The 16,585-nt window shown below is 48.7% G+C and carries 14 protein-coding genes; 3 read left to right on the top strand and 11 right to left on the bottom strand.

The features are described 5' to 3' along the window. Positions 1-11: 11 nt before the first annotated feature. The 11 genes from lpxD to rpsB form a co-directional block, all read right to left on the bottom strand. Entirely contained in the window at positions 12-1,034 is a 1,023-nt protein-coding gene (gene lpxD, locus CWE06_RS01340) for a UDP-3-O-(3-hydroxymyristoyl)glucosamine N-acyltransferase (protein WP_420808507.1), read from the bottom strand. Positions 1,035-1,068: 34 nt separating this feature from the next. Beyond that, a complete protein-coding gene (locus CWE06_RS01335) occupies positions 1,069-1,581 on the bottom strand; it encodes an OmpH/Skp family outer membrane protein (protein WP_126790508.1) in 513 nt (170 codons plus the stop codon). A gap of 117 nt (positions 1,582-1,698) precedes the next feature. Next, entirely contained in the window at positions 1,699-4,176 is a 2,478-nt protein-coding gene (gene bamA / locus CWE06_RS01330) for an outer membrane protein assembly factor BamA (RefSeq protein ID WP_126790507.1), read from the bottom strand. Between the two features lie 29 nt (positions 4,177-4,205). Beyond that, the gene (gene rseP, locus CWE06_RS01325) at positions 4,206-5,552 is read right to left on the bottom strand and encodes a sigma E protease regulator RseP (protein ID WP_126790506.1); all 1,347 of its coding nucleotides are present in this window, start codon (positions 5,550-5,552) and stop codon (positions 4,206-4,208) included. Next, the gene (gene ispC / locus CWE06_RS01320; RefSeq protein ID WP_126791489.1) at positions 5,552-6,775 is read right to left on the bottom strand and encodes a 1-deoxy-D-xylulose-5-phosphate reductoisomerase; all 1,224 of its coding nucleotides are present in this window, start codon (positions 6,773-6,775) and stop codon (positions 5,552-5,554) included. The genes rseP and ispC overlap by 1 nt, the downstream gene beginning before the upstream one ends. Positions 6,776-6,783: 8 nt before the next feature. Further along, positions 6,784-7,647 carry a phosphatidate cytidylyltransferase gene (locus tag CWE06_RS01315; RefSeq protein WP_126790505.1) on the bottom strand — a complete coding sequence of 288 codons (864 nt, stop codon included), beginning with the start codon at positions 7,645-7,647 and terminating at the stop codon, positions 6,784-6,786. A 2-nt stretch (positions 7,648-7,649) separates the two neighbouring features. Beyond that, positions 7,650-8,426, bottom strand: coding sequence for a polyprenyl diphosphate synthase (gene uppS, locus CWE06_RS01310; RefSeq protein ID WP_126790504.1), 777 nt, complete (start codon positions 8,424-8,426; stop codon positions 7,650-7,652). Between the two features lie 80 nt (positions 8,427-8,506). Next, positions 8,507-9,064 carry a ribosome recycling factor gene (gene frr / locus CWE06_RS01305; RefSeq protein WP_126790503.1) on the bottom strand — a complete coding sequence of 186 codons (558 nt, stop codon included), beginning with the start codon at positions 9,062-9,064 and terminating at the stop codon, positions 8,507-8,509. Positions 9,065-9,130: 66 nt separating this feature from the next. After that, complete coding sequence (pyrH, locus tag CWE06_RS01300; RefSeq protein WP_126790502.1) at positions 9,131-9,874, bottom strand: UMP kinase; 744 nt, start codon at positions 9,872-9,874, stop codon at positions 9,131-9,133. Positions 9,875-9,979: 105 nt separating this feature from the next. Next, a complete protein-coding gene (tsf, locus tag CWE06_RS01295) occupies positions 9,980-10,858 on the bottom strand; it encodes a translation elongation factor Ts (RefSeq protein WP_126790501.1) in 879 nt (292 codons plus the stop codon). Between the two features lie 113 nt (positions 10,859-10,971). Continuing rightward, on the bottom strand, positions 10,972-11,715 hold the full coding sequence (gene rpsB / locus CWE06_RS01290) for a 30S ribosomal protein S2 (protein ID WP_126790500.1): 744 nt from the start codon (positions 11,713-11,715) through the stop codon (positions 10,972-10,974). A gap of 498 nt (positions 11,716-12,213) precedes the next feature. Between rpsB and map the strand changes: the two genes are divergently transcribed. Genes map through dapD form a run of 3 tightly spaced genes read left to right on the top strand, consistent with a single transcriptional unit; the run spans position 12,214 to position 16,520 of the window. Next, positions 12,214-12,999, top strand: coding sequence for a type I methionyl aminopeptidase (map, locus tag CWE06_RS01285; protein WP_126790499.1), 786 nt, complete (start codon positions 12,214-12,216; stop codon positions 12,997-12,999). Then, complete coding sequence (glnD, locus tag CWE06_RS01280) at positions 12,996-15,671, top strand: [protein-PII] uridylyltransferase (protein WP_126790498.1); 2,676 nt, start codon at positions 12,996-12,998, stop codon at positions 15,669-15,671. The genes map and glnD overlap by 4 nt, the downstream gene beginning before the upstream one ends. Before the next feature lie 24 nt (positions 15,672-15,695). Next, positions 15,696-16,520 (top strand): 2,3,4,5-tetrahydropyridine-2,6-dicarboxylate N-succinyltransferase, encoded by an 825-nt coding sequence (gene dapD, locus CWE06_RS01275; RefSeq protein WP_126790497.1) that lies wholly within the window; start codon positions 15,696-15,698, stop codon positions 16,518-16,520. Positions 16,521-16,585: the final 65 nt, after the last annotated feature.

Below are 16,585 nucleotides of genomic sequence, written 5' to 3'. Positions count from 1 at the left end.
GAACCTCCGTTTTACCCCTCAGGGTTTTCTAATTTTTTTTCTAGAGCACGAACACGCATAAATAATTCCGGTAATTGCCGCACTCGGGCGCCAGACTTGGCCCAAGTGGTTTGGTCGACCACCGGTAACGATGACGCATAGACGCCACGTTCTAAGTTTTTCGTGACCATGGTCATTCCATGCACTTGCACGCCATCTGCGATGGTAATGTGGCCATTGATCCCACTTGCACCGCCAATTAAACAATGTTTACCTATTTTAGCACTGCCTGCGATTCCTGTTTGACCAGCAATCGCCGTACCATCACCAATTTGGACATTGTGGGCAACCATCACAAGGTTGTCGATAATACAATTGGAACCAATTACGGTGTCGTCTAATGCTCCCCTATCGATGGTCGTATTGGCACCGATTTCAACATCATCACCTATTACAACAGCACCGAGCTGAGGGATTTTAACCCATTTTCCGCGATCACTGGCCCAACCAAAGCCATCCGCACCGACAACTGCGCCAGCGTGCAACGTACAGCGTTCGCCAATACGCACACCATAATAAACTTTCACGCCTGGCCACAAACGCGTCTGTGCACCAATTTCAGCCCCATGACCAACATAGCACTGCGCACCGATCACTGCGTGATCGCCAATTACAGCACCTGCTTCGATGACAACTTGCGGGCCAACGGCTACATGCTCACCAATTTTCGCTGTCGGGTCGATGACCGCACTTGGATGCACTTCAACCGCTTGTTGAGGCGCTTTATCGAAGGCTTGTGCAGCATACGCATAGGCTAAATAAGGATTGTCACTAATCAACGCATTTTTCACAACCTGCGCATCGTCGTGCTCTGGACGTAAAATAACCGCCCCTGCTTGGGTGGACTGTAATTGCGATTGGTACTTCTCATTAGCAAGAAAGCCGACCTCATGAGGGCCGGCATTCGCTAACGTCGCAAGTCCCGAAACGTTCAGAGCACCGTCGCCACGGACGGTCGCTCCGATTCTTTCCGCTAACTCACTGAGCGTCATCATTCTTCCTTTTGATCGTTTATCTCACACAAGCCGATTAACGATTAAGGCGAGCAATAATTGCGTCAGAAATATCTAGCGCGTCATTTGCATACAACATGCGGCCTTTATCCATAATCAGGTCGATGCCTTCTGCTTGCGCATAAGCGTCTACCACTTCAAACATTTTCTGAAGTAGCTGATTACGTTCTTCGTTTTCACGAACTTGCATATACTGGTTTAACTGCTCACCACCACGCTGCAACACCATAGCACGCTGACGCAATTCATCATTCGCTTGAGCTTTTTCTTCGTCGCTCATGATCGCTTCATCACGTTGTAAACGCTCACGAAGCTGTTCGAACTGAGCTTCAAGTTGCTCTAATTCCTGAATTGGCTCTGCGAACTCAGCTTCAAGGCGCTGAGACACGTCTTCACGCTCTGGCATAGCCTGGAACACGCGCTGCACGTCTAATACGGCAATTTTCGGCGAGTTCGCTTCGGCTTGAACCGAGAACATGCTGGCTGCTAATGCGATTAAAGCGGCAAAGCTAATGGTTACTGCTTTCAAAGTACTATCCTCTCTTGTTTTAGAACCGTTTTATACGGCAAGTTTATCGTTACATCTGCTTCGCCAGCGAAGGCCTAAGCAATGAACTACGATCATTCTACTTCACCCTGAGGGTGCTTAGAAAGATGTTCCAATATTAAAGGTAAAGCGGTCTTCCAATGAACGGTCTAATGATTTAATTGGGAAACCTAGACTAAACGTTAAAACACCCATCGGCGACAGCCATTGAACCGATACACCATATGACGCCTGATAATTCTTCGGACTACTATAATCCCAGAATGGCGTATCACCAACTTTTGTCAGGTTGCTATATTCAGAATAATTAAATTCTGTATCCCAAACCACCCCAACGTCAAGGAAGACACTCGTACGCACTGAGCGCGTTGCCTCTTCGCCGAGCAGCGGTGTTGGCACAATCAATTCGAGACCACCCGTCATTGACGCGTTACCGCCGACTGAAGCAAAACGCGCAACTTCAATTTGGTCGTTCTCTGGGCCCAGTACGATCTGTGTCGGGTTCCCATTGGCATCAGGTGGACCTGAAATTATCGTTGGTCGACGAATGATACCGCGCGGGCCTGAACGGTTCTGCTCAAAACCACGTAGGTTTTCAGAGCCACCACCGTAGAAGTTTTCCCAAAACGGTAAGGTATAATCAACGCCATTATCGCTACCGTAACCATTACCATAGCCTGCAGTAAAGCGGCTCAGCAACACGAAGTTATGATCGCGGTCGAGCGGCTTGTAATGACGGAAACGATAGTCCAGACGGAAATACTGTAATTCACTACCCGGAATTGTCACCTTACCTGATAAGGTATTGCTCGAACCAGCCGTTGGGAACATACCACGGTTCAGCGTGATCCGTGACCAGGCAGCAGAAACATGGAAATTACTGAAGTTCAGTGCTGAATTCGGGTCCTGCGGGTCACTATATTTCTCGTAGAAGGTCCGAATCTGTTCATATGGGTTAAGCTGGGTAATACCGGTACTGGTATAGCCAACCCCGAAGTTCAGTCGGTTGTACTCATTGACTGGGAAACCGAGGTCACTGGCAATACCCCACGAACGCTGGTTGTACTGTTGCAAGTTTGCTTGGCGAGCATCAAAATCTTGATAGAAAATGGAACCGCCTAAACTGACACCATCGTCGGTGAAATAATTATCGATATATTGCAACTGCACGTTACGCGAGTATTTATTGGTGTCGACACCAAATGACACGCGGTTACCCGAACCAAGGAAGTTGTCTTGCGAAATTGACGCATTCAAGCTCAAGCCAGCAAAGTCGCCATAACCGATACCGGCACTAATTTGCCCTGACGGTTGCTCTTTTACTTTGAATACCAGGTCAACTTGGTCTTCTTGGCCCGGAACCCGAACTGTGTCCACTTCAACCGTCTCAAAGTAACCTAAACGCTCGAGGCGAATTTTCGAGTTATCAACAGCCTGCTCGTTGAGCCAAGCGCCTTCGATTTGGCGCATCTCACGACGTAAAACTTCGTCGCGTGTGGCATCGTTGCCTTCAAACATAACCCGGCGTACATACACGCGTTGGCCTGGGTCAACGGCAAACGTCAATTTCACCATTAAGTTGTCATCGTTGATTTCCGGTACCGTGCGCACTTCCGTATAGGCATAACCTAAACGAGCGTAATAGCGTTTAATCCCTTCTTCAATTGAGGTGATTTCTGCTTGGCTATAACGGCGACCATCGAGTGCTCGAATAAACTCAGCTAAGAACTCTTCGTCGTCACGGATTTCTGAAATAACCGCGGTACCTTCGATGTCATACTGCGCGCCTTCAGCAAAGTTTAAGGTAATATAAATACCTTCAAGTTCTGGCGTAATGGCAACCTGCACCGAATCAATGTCAAAGCGCAAGTAACCTTGGTTGCGATAAAATGACTCGATTGTTTCAATGTCACCTTGCAACTGCTGTTGCTGATAGTTGCGTTTACCAAACAGGTTCCACCACGGCAATGCGTCACGTAAATCCATCAGGTCAACGATGTCTTCACGCTCAAACGCTTGGTTACCAACGACGTTGATCTGTTCGATCTGAGCAGCCTGCCCTTCAGTGAAATCAAAGCGCAGCTCTACGCGGTTACGTGGTAGGTTAACGACCCGAATACGTACCCGTGCATTGTATTTACCAACACTGTGATAGAAGTCTTCGAGGTTTTTCTCGAGTTGTTTGATCATCGTCCGATCAAGCGATTCACCAACCGCAATGCCACTCGTCCGTAAGCTATCAAGCAATTGGTCGTCTTTCAGGTCTTTGTTACCGTCAAGACGAATTTCACTGATAGTCGGACGCTCAGTAACGCGGATGATCAGCGAGTCACCGTCGCGATAAACACGAATATCGTCAAAGTGCGCAGATGAATAAAGCTCGTGGATAATCTGGCGAATGCGCATGGAGTTCGCTTCGTCTCCAGCGCGCAGCGGAACGTAGGTTAATGCAGCACCTAAGCCAACACGCTGAAGTCCACGAATTTGAATGTCATCTACAATGAAAGTATCTGCGGCTTGAACGGATAATCCAGTCCCTGCCAGTACCGCTCCAAAAAACAGCTTTTTAAATGTCATGCAACACGTCTTATTGTTAGAAAATTTCATTAAGCAAAGAGCCTGCCGATATCGTTAAAGAGTGTAATTACCAGCAACGTCATCAATATGAGAAGCCCTGCCCGAAAACTTAATTCTTGTATATGCTCTGGAACAGGCTTACCACGCACCCATTCCACTAGATAAAACAGTAAGTGACCACCATCGAGCATTGGAATTGGTAGCAAGTTTAAAATGCCTAAACTCACGCTAATTAAAGCCATGAAGCTTAAGAAGTACACCAAGCCATAACTGGCGTGAGCACCGGCACCTTGAGCAATTCCTACGGGTCCACTTAAATTGCTAACCGACACATCGCCGGTTACCAGTTTTTTCAGCATACTCATGGTTAAGCCCATGAGCTGCCACGTCCGTTCAACGCCTCCCTGCAGTGCCGCTATCGGCCCATACTGAAGGGTAAAACGATATTCGTCGGGGTAAGCCTCTTGATAAGGAACAATACCAAGGAAGCCAACACCGTCGTTGTCCCCTAACTGCACCGGAATTTGTTGTTCCCGGCCGTTTCTTAGAACAGTCACTGTCACCAATTGGTCAGGGTGAGCAGCGATAAAGCTTCTTATTTGTTCCCAATTTCCGCTTTGAGTTCCATTAATCGCAACAATTTTATCACCAACTTGCAAATCACTGTTTGCAGCTGGGCTAGCGTCGCTGATGAAAGCAATTTCATTGCTGATTGCGGGGCGAAAAACGTCCATGCCTAAACTAGCAATGGTTGAATCGCGATCGGGATCAAACTGCCATTGACCTAAGGGTAACGTAATTTGTTCTTCTATCCCATCTCTATTGCGTACTGTCAGCACAGTTTGCGCATCGCCAATCCGACGAACGAGGGCTAAATTGACATCTTGCCAGTCTTGTACGCGCCGCTGATCAACGGCGACAATTTGTGCCCCGCTCGGTACCCCAGCGCGTTCAGCGATTGAATCTGGTGTAATAGCGCCAATAATTGGTTTCACCGCTGGCATCCCGATCATCAACATGATCCACAGCGCAGCGATGGCAAAGACAAAATTCGCTAATGGCCCAGCCAAGACAATTGCAAACCGCTGGCCCACACTTTTCGCTCGGAAACTCTCACTCACTTGGTGTTCACTTTCGACCGCATCAACTTCATGGTCGAGCATACGAACATAGCCACCGAGAGGAACCGCAGCGATTTGATAATCGGTACCGTCTTTGCCGCGCCATTTGTACAGGGGTTTGCCAAAGCCAATTGAAAATGTGAGTACTTTTACGCCACAGCGGCGCGCGACCCAAAAGTGACCAAACTCATGGAATGTGACCACCAGCCCCAGCGCAACAATAAAACCGCCTATTGACCACAAAACTTGTTCCACTAATGACCTCGTCGCTGTATCCAAAGCGCAGCGGAACGCCGCGCTGCTTCATCACATGCTAATATCGCTTCGATAGTTGTCAACTCCGATAGTTCCGCCTGTTCTAGTACGGCCGCACAAACAACCGCGATATCCCCAAACGTGATTTGACCATGAAGAAACGCAGCGACTGCCATTTCATTGGCTGCGTTTAGCGTCGTGGTTGCCGCTTGGCCGGACCAACAGGCGTCAATCGCAAGTTGTAAACATGGATAACGCTGTGGATCTGGCGCGCTAAAGGTCAACGCTCCCATGGTGGTGAAGTCTAAAGCGGGCACACCACTGTTGATGCGTTCTGGGTAAGCCAAAGCGTAGGCAATCGGTGTGCGCATGTCGGGTTGGCCAAGCTGGGCAATCACTGAGCCGTCCGTATACTGTACCATCGAGTGCACCACTGATTGTGGGTGCACAATCACATCAAGTTGCCCAGGCGCGCAGTTAAATAGCCAACGCGCTTCAATATACTCAAGACCCTTATTTAACATCGTCGCCGAGTCAACGGAAATTTTCTGTCCCATTTCCCAATTCGGGTGGCGACAGGCAGCAGCCGGAGACTGAGCAGCAAGTTCGTTTAATGGCAGTTCTCGAAATGGGCCACCAGAACCGGTGAGTAAGATTTTCTCAATACCAAAGTCGGCATACTGCATACTATGACTAGCAACTTGCGCGGCTTGTGGTAATGCTTGAAATATTGCATTGTGCTCGCTATCAACCGGTAACAGTACCGCCCCGGACTCTCGCACGGCATCAATAAACAGCTGGCCACTCATGACCAAAGCTTCTTTGTTCGCAAGTAAAACGCGTTTGCCTGCTTGCACGGCAGCGAGCGTGGGTAACAAACCTGCAGCACCAACAATTGCCGCCATGACGATGTCCGTCTCTGCTGCGCTGCTGACTGCAGATAAGGCCTCGGTACCACTAAGTACTTCCGTTCGACAGCCCTGTGTACGTAATTGCTGTGTTAATTGCTGCGCGGCTGTAGGGTCGACCATAACCGCAAATTGTGGTTGAAACTGCACACAAATTGTCGCCAATGCGGTGACGTTGCTGTGCGCCGTCACCGCAAACAATGCGTACTGTTCTGGATGTGCAGCGATGACAGCTAAGGTGCTCTGCCCAATTGAGCCAGTTGCACCCAGCAATGTCACTTGCGTAGGACTTGTTTGTTGCGAGTTGACTACCATAACACCCATTAAATCATGAACCAGACGTAACCAAACAAGAACACTGGTAACGCTGAAGTTAACGAGTCGATGCGATCCAGAATACCACCATGTCCGGGTAACAAAGACCCACTGTCTTTTACACCAACACAGCGCTTAAACATACTTTCATTGAGGTCGCCAAACACCGACACCAATACAGTGACAATACCAACCGCATAATAGCCAACGCTATGTTCAATAAATAAGTTGGTGTATTCAGCAACGACGAACATGACTAAAATTGCCAGCGCTAAACCACCGACCAAACCTTCAAGGGTTTTGCCGGGCGATACTCGCGGCATGAGCTTGTGTTTACCAAATTTCTTGCCGCTAAAGTAGGCGCCAACGTCGGCTGCCCACACCAGTAAAAACACAAACAAAACTAAAAATGCACCGTGCAATGGCTCCTGCGCGTAGTGTTCAGAGCGTAAGGCGATAATGGCGGCCCATGCCGGCACTAACATCAATAAACCGATCAAGCCAACAAAAATACGGCTTCGCTGCCAAACGGCCTTACTGCGCGGGAAATTTAACACCAGAACGATGGCAATCAGCCACCACACTGCGCCGACGACAGTCAGCCAATAGACAATGGGGTGAAGACTAGGCGATTGCCAAATTTGTTCGAGCGGAATAAACCAAAAAAAGATGCCGATAAGGGCCATGCAAAGCAAGGTATAAGCTAGTTTACCGGCGCGATGACAGACACCCATAAGCGGTGCCCATTCCCATGCGGCTAACGCCATAACCAGTAAAACCACTAAGCCAAACCAAGGTAATGGCAGTAAGAAAATAGCCCCAAGTGCCAACGGAATGAGCACTATCGCAGTTAAAATACGTTGTTTAAGCAAAATCAATCCTCTTGCAAATCCCCTGACCCAGCTAATTGTTGTAGTTGTTCGCTGGTCAGCCCGAAGCGGCGTTCGCGTATCACGAATGAATTAACAGCGTCAACAAAAGTGACATCGTCAAAATCAGGCCACAAAACTTCGGTAAAATATAACTCTGCGTAGGCTAACTGCCAAAGCAAAAAGTTACTAATTCTGAGATCACCACCGGTCCGAATCAGTAGATCCGGCGCTGGACCGTCAGCAAGCTGGATAAACTGCCCTAACGTGTCCTCAGTGATCTCGTCGGGTGCAAGCGTTCCCTGTTGCACGGCATTCAACATGGCTTTGGCTGCGTTGGTTATGTCCCAACGACCACCGTAATTTGCCGCAATATTCAACGTCAGCGTTTGGCAATGTGCGGTTTTTGCTTCCGCTTGTTGAATTTGCTTTTGCAGGCGTGCACTAAAAGCAGCTTTGTCCCCTACGACTCGTAAACGAATATCGTTGGCAGCAAGCTCGTTTACTTCGCGCTTTAGCACGCCCATAAAGAGTTCCATCAGTACCGAAACTTCGGTTGCTGGGCGCCCCCAGTTTTCACTACTAAATGCAAACAGTGTCAGTGCCTCGATACCATTGCGGCGGGCAAACGTAATCGCTCGGCGCACAGCCTCGGCACCCGCACGATGACCATAAGTCCGGCGTTTGCCTCGTTGCGTTGCCCAACGACCATTGCCATCCATGATAATTGCAACATGGCGAGGTAACTTCACTGCTTGCATAACTGAAGAATTCCCTGTCATTTCGGCACCCTGAAAAAATTAACGCCGCGCAAGTATAACCGACACGGCGTTAACCTCCAATGAGATCAGTTGATGAGCGCTTAAACTTCCATCAACTCGGCTTCTTTAGCCGCCAACAATTCGTCGACTTTCTTGACGAACTCGTCAGTTAGCTTTTGAATATTCTCTTGTGCACGGCGATCATCATCTTCAGTGATTTCTTTTTCTTTCAGCAGCTCTTTAATGTCGCTGTTCGCATCACGACGAATATTGCGAATGGCCACTCGGCCTTGTTCTGCTTCATTGCGCACAACCTTGACCAAGTCACGACGACGCTCTTCCGTCAATGGCGGCAAAGGCACACGAATGACTGAGCCTGCCGCAGCTGGGTTTAAACCAAGGTCAGAAGTAAGAATCGCTTTTTCGACCGCACCAGAAGAGCTTTTGTCGAAAACCGTAATTGCTAACGTCCGTGCGTCTTCGATAGTAATATTCGCAAGCTGCTTAAGTGGCGTGTCAGCACCATAATATGGAACCATAACACCATCTAAAATACTTGGGTGAGCGCGGCCGGTACGAATTTTTGACATTTGCGCTGATAATGCTTCCACGCTTTTACTCATCCGTGCTTTGGCATCGGCAATTATTTCGTTGATCACGTGCTGATCCTCATTCAATTAATCGTTTGCTTATTCGTTTACTTACTTGGTGACTTCGACGGTAACTTATTCAGTCACATTGTCTAGATGGGTAATGAGTGTACCCTCATCTTCACCCATAATCACGGCTTTCAGTGCACCTGGTTTATTCATGTTAAACACACGAATTGGTAACTTATGGTCACGTGCCAAGGTAAATGCAGCTAAGTCCATGACTTTTAATTCTTTTTTCAGTACGTCAGAGTAATCTAACTGATCATACTTAGTTGCTTCTGGGTTCTTCACTGGGTCTTCCGTGTAAACACCGTCAACCTTGGTCGCTTTTAATACCACGTCAGCTTCGATTTCAATACCACGTAAACACGCAGCAGAGTCGGTGGTAAAGAACGGATTACCGGTTCCGGCCGAGAAAATCACAACCCGACCCGACTTCAGCAAGCTAATGGCTTCCGCCCAGTTATAGCTGTCACACACACCTGCCAGTTCAATGGCCGACATTAAGCGCGCATTGACATAAGTACGATGCAGCGCATCACGCATCGCCAAACCGTTCATCACGGTTGCAAGCATGCCCATGTGGTCACCGACCACGCGGTTCATACCAGCTTTGGCAAGGCCCTCGCCGCGGAATAAATTACCACCGCCAATGACAAGGCCAACCTGCACCCCAAGTTCGAGAATTTCCTTGATTTCTTGGGCCATGCGATCAAGCACTTTAGCGTCGATGCCGAAGGCTTCGTCACCCATTAATGCTTCACCACTCAGTTTCAATAAAATGCGTCGATAACTTGGTTTCGGATTTGTACTCATGTTTTGGCTTCCGTTCTGAGGTCAAAAAAAACCGCGCCTGCTGCACCAGCATAGCGCGGTCTATTTTAGCATGTGCTTCGTAAAGGCATAAGCGCCACAGCGAAATTAACCTTTTTTCGCCGCTGCTACCTGAGCCTGAACTTCTGCTGCGAAATCTTCAGACTTCTTCTCGATACCTTCGCCCACTTCGAAACGAACGAAAGTGATCACGTCAGCGCCTGCTTCTTTCAGCAATTCACCAACAGTTTTTGAAGGATCTTTAACAAACGGCTGACCAGTCAAGCTGATTTCGCCAGTGAATTTCTTCATCCGGCCTTCAACCATTTTCTCTGCGATTTCTTTCGGCTTACCTGATTGCATTGCGATATCGATTTGAATCTCACGCTCTTTTGCAATCACTTCTTCAGCAACGTCTTCAGGCTTAACGAATTGCGGGTTGCTTGCAGCAACGTGCATCGCAACGTCTTTACCAAGCTCTTCGTCGCCACCAGTCAACAGCACTAATACGCCGATACGGCCGCTGTGAACGTATGAAGCAGCAACGTCACCGCCTTCGATTGTGACAACGCGACGAACCGTCATGTTCTCACCGATTTTAGCAACTAACGCAGAACGAACTTCTTCAACAGTTCCACCGTCGATTGCACGATCGTTTAACGCTTCAACGTTGTTGTCTTTGTTTGCAAACGCAGCATTGATGATCTGGTCACCCATTGCTAAGAAGCTTGCGTCACGAGCAACGAAGTCAGTTTCACAGTTTAACTCAACTGCAGTTGCAACGTTACCTTCGGTTTTCACCAAAATCACACCTTCAGCAGCGATACGGCCAGCTTTCTTAGCAGCTTTCGCTTGACCGCTCTTACGCATGTTTTCGATCGCTAACTCAATGTCACCGTTCGCTTCTTCAAGTGCTTTTTTACAATCCATCATGCCTGCGCCAGTACGCTCACGCAGTTCTTTAACCATTGCGGCTGTAATTGCCATGATACTATCCTCTGTGTTCAGGATTCATGTCCGGCCCGGACAATTCCGGACCCCGCGAAAATATTCAAAAGGTCTTTCAAAAACGGCCTGTTGTCAGGCCGTTTTCGTGGGACTTACTCTGCGCTTTCGTCCGCAGCTTCAACAAAGTCGTCGGCTGGAGTGACGGCTGCGCCACCCTTTTGACGGCCTTCGTTAATTGCTGCAACCGCAGCGTTCAGGTAGCACTGAATCGCACGCATCGCGTCGTCGTTACCAGGAATCACATAATCAACACCGTCAGGTGAAGAGTTGGTATCAACAACAGCAACCACTGGAATACCAAGGTTGTTAGCTTCTTTGATAGCAATGTGTTCGTGATCGGCGTCGATTACGAAGATTGCATCAGGCAAGCCGCCCATATTCTTGATACCGCCAAGGCTCTTCTCAAGCTTTTCCATTTCGCGGGTGTTAACCAACGCTTCTTTCTTGGTTAGCTTTTCGAAAGTACCGTCTTGGCTTTGCACTTCAAGTTCTTTCAAACGCTTGATTGATTGACGAACTGTTTTCCAGTTAGTCAACATACCACCTAACCAACGGTGGTTTACGTAGAACTGGTTTGAAGCAACTGCGGCGATTTTAACTTGCTCTGAAGCTGCGCGCTTAGTACCAACAAACAGAATTTTGCCACCGTTCGCTGCAGTGTGCTGCAGGAAGTCCAACGCTTTGTTGAACATAGGAACAGTAGTTTCTAAGTTGATGATATGGATTTTGTTGCGAGCACCGAAGATGAAAGGCTTCATCTTAGGGTTCCAGAAACGAGTTTGGTGACCGAAGTGGACACCTGCTTTCAGCATGTCACGCATTGACACGTTTGCCATGATCTTTTTCCTTTTTAGGGGTTAGGCCTCCACATATCCCATATTGCGACCCGAGAAAACTCAAGCACCCCGCAATGATGTGTCGATATGTGTGTGTTATTTAAGTTAAGTTTACTTACAGCAACAACAGTCTCGGATTAACAAAGCCAAAACGAACCTGTGGCGATAAGCGGCGCGAATTATGCCACAGACCAGCTAACAAAGGCAAGGCAAAAGCAGTGTTTGATGAACACTTTATGTACACCGATGACTGACTTTCTTATTCACTTTAAGACACGCTTTATTTAAACAGCAAACGACCGCCGCACTTGCTGCCAGGAATACCCCTAATCTCACCAATAATCTCGACAAGAATAGAATCAATTCAACCACTTACCACAACGAGTATGTTTCTGTTAAACTATGCCCACATTTCAAGGCGTAACAACTTAGACTGCAAGGTTTTACCGCAGTCCCTAAGTGAGCGTAAAACTGCATTCAATCGTTTGGTGAATTTGCATGGCAATCAAGATAAAAACCCCCGAAGAAATTGAAAAAATGCGTGTCGCTGGCCAATTGGCTGCTGACGTTCTCGATATGATCACGCCGCATGTCCAAGCCGGTATCACCACCGATGAGTTAAATACCATCTGTCACGATTATATTCTTGCGCACGACGCCTACCCGGCACCGCTGAACTATCATGGCTTTCCAAAATCAATTTGCACCTCGGTGAATCACTGTGTTTGTCATGGCATACCGAATGACAAGCCTCTGAAAGACGGCGATATTATTAATATCGACGTCACCGTATTAAAAGACGGCTACCACGGCGACACCAGCAAAATGTTTATCGTTGGCGAAGGCTCCATTCTCGCTAAGCGCTTGGTAAAAGTCACCCAAGAAGCCCTTTACCGGGCCATCAAAATGGTTAAGCCCGGCGTTCGCCTCGGCGATATTGGTGCCGAAATTCAGCAGTACGGCGAAAGTTTTGGCTATTCGATTGTTCGTGAATTTTGTGGCCATGGCATTGGTGACGAATTCCATGAAGAGCCGCAAGTTTTGCATTACGGTCGCAAAGGCACCGGTGAAACCCTGCAAGCAGGCATGTGCTTAACCATCGAACCGATGATCAACGCGGGCAAACGGCACACTAAAATTCTCGGTGACGGTTGGACCGTTCTGACTAAAGATCGCAGCCTCAGTGCGCAATGGGAGCATACCCTGCTCGTTACCGAGGACGGTGTTGAAGTGCTGACCTTACGTAGCGACGAAGAGCTGCCCCGGGTGATTCATCATTCATGACCTTTACCCCCGTTTGGCCTGAGTCCATTTCAGCAACTGCTGCTTGGCGGCAGCAGTTGCACGACTTCAACCAATGGTCAAAAGAACAGTTTCTCCACGCCGATATTGAAACGTTAGTGAGCGCTCGGGCACAATTTTTTGACCAGATGCTCAGCGCCTTATGGCAGCGCTGTCAATTCGACCCAAGCGCAATCGCCTTGCTTGCTGTCGGCGGTTACGGTCGCGGCACATTGCACCCTGAATCGGACATCGACCTACTCTTTTTAGTGAGCGCAGATGTCGACGCCAACGACCAGCAACGAATCAGTCAATTTATTACCTTACTCTGGGACTTACGCCTACAAGTCGGTCATGCCGTGCGCACCATTGACGACTGCTTCGAGCATGCTGCGCAGGACATCACCATTGCCACCAGCTTGATTGAGCATCGGCTGTTAGCCGGCAGTGAGGCGCTAACGCAAAGCCTGGAACAACGGCTGCACTATCATTTCCCGTGGAGCAGCCGCGATTTTTACCAAGCCAAAAAAGCCGAACAAGTTGAACGCCACAAGCAATATCATGGTACCGCCTACAACTTGGAGCCGAACATTAAGGCCTCCCCTGGCGGCTTACGCGACATTCAAACCATTAGCTGGATCGCCAAACAACACTTTAATACGCGCAACGACGAAAGCTTGGTGGAATTCAATTTTATTACCGCCGAAGAGTTTGTTGAGCTCAAAGAATGTACCGAATTTCTTTGGCGGGTGCGTTTTGCCTTGCACTTAGTGGCTGGTAAAAGTGAAGACCGCTTACTCTTTGATTTTCAACCCGACGTTGCCCAAATGCTTGGTTATGCGCACAATCAGCAAGGCGAAAACTATTCAGCAAAGCATGCCGTCGAGCGCATGATGAAAGACTTTTTCAAAGTCGTTTTGCGCGTCGGTGAGCTCAACCGCATGCTTTTACAGTTCTTTGAGCAAGCAATTCTGGGGCCTATGACCTTGGCCCAGCCGACGCCGCTTAACGACCATTTCGCCTACTTACCGCTTGATTCAAATGCGAATCCATCATCAGATCAAGCTGTAGAGCAGCAAAATAATTGGCAAATCATGGCGCGCCATGACCATGCATTTTCGCAACCTGAAAACATCTTACAGTTCTTTTTATTGATTGCTGAACATCCACAAATTACCAGCGTTCACTCCCATAGCATTCGGTTACTGCGCAATGCACGGCGTGAGCTAGAAGCTTACTTGGTCGATTTTCCTGCCTGCCGCGAGTTGTTTATCGAATTTGTCCGCCACCCGCGCAGCTTTGACCTCGCCTTTGAACTCATGCATCGCTACGGCATTATGGCGCGTTACTTGCCGGCATGGGACCACATCGTTGGGCAAATGCAGTTCGACTTGTTTCATGCTTACACGGTCGACGAACATACCTTCCGCTTAGTTCGTAACATTTATCGATTACGCCACCAAGATCGCGAAGAGTTTCCGCTGGCAAGTCAGCTGATCGACAATATGGAACATCCTGAATGGCTATTTTTGGCAGGTATTTTTCATGATATCGCCAAAGGCCGCGGTGGTGACCATTCTCAGCTAGGCGCTGAAGATGCGCGCGTCTTTGCCGCCCAGCACCAGCTTGGTGAACATGCCAGCGACCTCATTGCTTGGCTTGTCGAACAACACTTATTAATGTCAGTTACTGCGCAAAAACGGGATATTTACGATCCCGACGTGATCGCTACGTTTGCTAAAGCCTGCGGCAGCCAAGAACGGCTCGATTATTTGTACTGTTTGACCGTCGCCGACATTCGGGCGACCAACTCGAACCTGTGGAATAACTGGAAAGCCACCCTGTTAGAGGAGCTGTATCGAGCCACCTCTGAGCTGATTCAGCAAAAAGACAAAAACACCTTCGACGTGCGTCAGCGTGTGCAGAATAACCGCCAACTTGCGATGGGGTTATTGCTCAGCGCCGGCTTTGAAGTCACCGCAATTAGTCAGCTCTGGGGCCGTTTTACCGCGGATTATTTCTTCCGCCATACGCCAGAACAAATCGCTTGGCATTCGCAGAATATTCTCGACACCCAAGAGCACCAATTGCCACTTATTCTGATTGGTGACGAAAACAATACCGGCACCACCGAACTCTTCATTTACCATCACGAAGAAAGCCATCTCTTCGCAAAAGTCGCCGCAGTACTCGATAGCGAACAGCTGAGTATTCATGACGCTCAAATCTTGAATACCCGCGATGGTTACGTCATGGACACCTTTATTGTCTTGCAACGCGATGGTCACCCATTAAGCGAGCCGCGCCGTATCGAGGAGTTACATCAGCATTTACACGATGTCCTGCGTAAGCGTCGCAAAGTACCGACAAGCCAGCGTGCAATCTCGCGACGGTTACGTAACTTTAACGTGCGCACGAAAGTGAAGTTTATTAATTTAAAAAATGCGCGTCGCACCACGTTCGAGCTCACAGCGCTTGACCGACCTGGATTAATTGCGCGCATTGCTCACGTGTTTCAAACCCTCGACATTAACCTCGTCGCAGCGAAAATCACCACCGTTGGCGAGCAAGCCGAAGATTTGTTCATTGTTGCGTCGAATCAACAACAAGCATTGACAGAATCCGAGCGCGAAGCGTTAAAAAAAGCTATGATTAGCGCCCTCGAACAGAATTGATGAATAGAAATTGGAAGGTAAGTCATGAGTGCATTACAAAACACTATCGAACAAGCATTTGAAAATCGCCAAAATCTGAGCCCAGCAAGCGCGCCAGCCGACGTCCGCGCAGCCGTTGAGGAAGTATTGGTCGGTCTCGATAACGGCAGTTTAAGAGTTGCCGAGAAAATCGACGGTGAATGGGTTGTGCACGAATGGGTTAAAAAGGCCGTATTACTGTCGTTTCGTTTAAACGACAATGAGCTCATGGACGGTGGCGAAACCAAGTTCTACGACAAAGTCCCGAGCAAATATGCCGACTACAGCGCGGCCGATTTTGCGGCTGACGGCGTCCGTATTGTGCCGCCTGCTATGGTTCGCCGTGGCGCGTTTGTTGGTAAAAACGTTGTGGTTATGCCGTCGTATGTGAATATCGGTGCTTTCGTCGATAGCGGCACCATGGTCGACACTTGGGCAACCGTTGGCTCTTGCGCACAAATTGGTAAAAACGTGCACTTGTCTGGCGGCGTCGGTATTGGTGGCGTGCTCGAGCCTCTGCAAGCAAACCCAACGATTATCGAAGACAACTGCTTTATCGGCGCTCGTTCAGAAATCGTCGAAGGCGTCATTGTCGAAGAAGGTGCCGTCATCTCGATGGGCGTCTATATTGGCCAAAGTACCCGTATTTTTGACCGTGAGACCGGCGAAGTTCACTACGGCCGCGTCCCCGCGGGCTCTGTCGTTGTGCCTGGCTCATTGCCAGCGAAAGACGGTACGCACTCGCTCTACGCCGCAATCATTGTGAAAAAAGTTGACGCGAAAACGCGTGCAAAAGTTGGCATTAACGAACTTTTGCGCGGTGCAGAATAAATAATCGAATGATGCTGCCGCAGTGCTAGTCTGCGTCGCTCAAAACAAAAAAGGGCCAGTTCACC

The sequence above is a fragment of the Aliidiomarina haloalkalitolerans genome, from assembly GCF_003987315.1.
Lineage (GTDB): Bacteria > Pseudomonadota > Gammaproteobacteria > Enterobacterales > Alteromonadaceae > Aliidiomarina > Aliidiomarina haloalkalitolerans.
This window is presented reverse-complemented; position numbering and strand designations above follow the sequence as displayed.

Bases quoted from the DNA above. Each gene is read 5' to 3' on its own strand.
- pyrH (WP_126790502.1), bottom strand. From the start codon at position 9,874: ATGAGTACAAATCCGAAACCAAGTTATCGACGCATTTTATTGAAACTG.
- dapD (WP_126790497.1), top strand. From the start codon at position 15,696: ATGAGTGCATTACAAAACACTATCGAACAAGCATTTGAAAATCGCCAA.
- rpsB (WP_126790500.1), bottom strand. From the start codon at position 11,715: ATGGCAAACGTGTCAATGCGTGACATGCTGAAAGCAGGTGTCCACTTC.
- ispC (WP_126791489.1), bottom strand. From the start codon at position 6,775: ATGGTAGTCAACTCGCAACAAACAAGTCCTACGCAAGTGACATTGCTG.
- tsf (WP_126790501.1), bottom strand. From the start codon at position 10,858: ATGGCAATTACAGCCGCAATGGTTAAAGAACTGCGTGAGCGTACTGGC.
- bamA (WP_126790507.1), bottom strand. From the start codon at position 4,176: ATGACATTTAAAAAGCTGTTTTTTGGAGCGGTACTGGCAGGGACTGGA.
- glnD (WP_126790498.1), top strand. From the start codon at position 12,996: ATGACCTTTACCCCCGTTTGGCCTGAGTCCATTTCAGCAACTGCTGCT.
- lpxD (WP_420808507.1), bottom strand. From the start codon at position 1,034: ATGATGACGCTCAGTGAGTTAGCGGAAAGAATCGGAGCGACCGTCCGT.
- map (WP_126790499.1), top strand. From the start codon at position 12,214: ATGGCAATCAAGATAAAAACCCCCGAAGAAATTGAAAAAATGCGTGTC.
- uppS (WP_126790504.1), bottom strand. From the start codon at position 8,426: ATGACAGGGAATTCTTCAGTTATGCAAGCAGTGAAGTTACCTCGCCAT.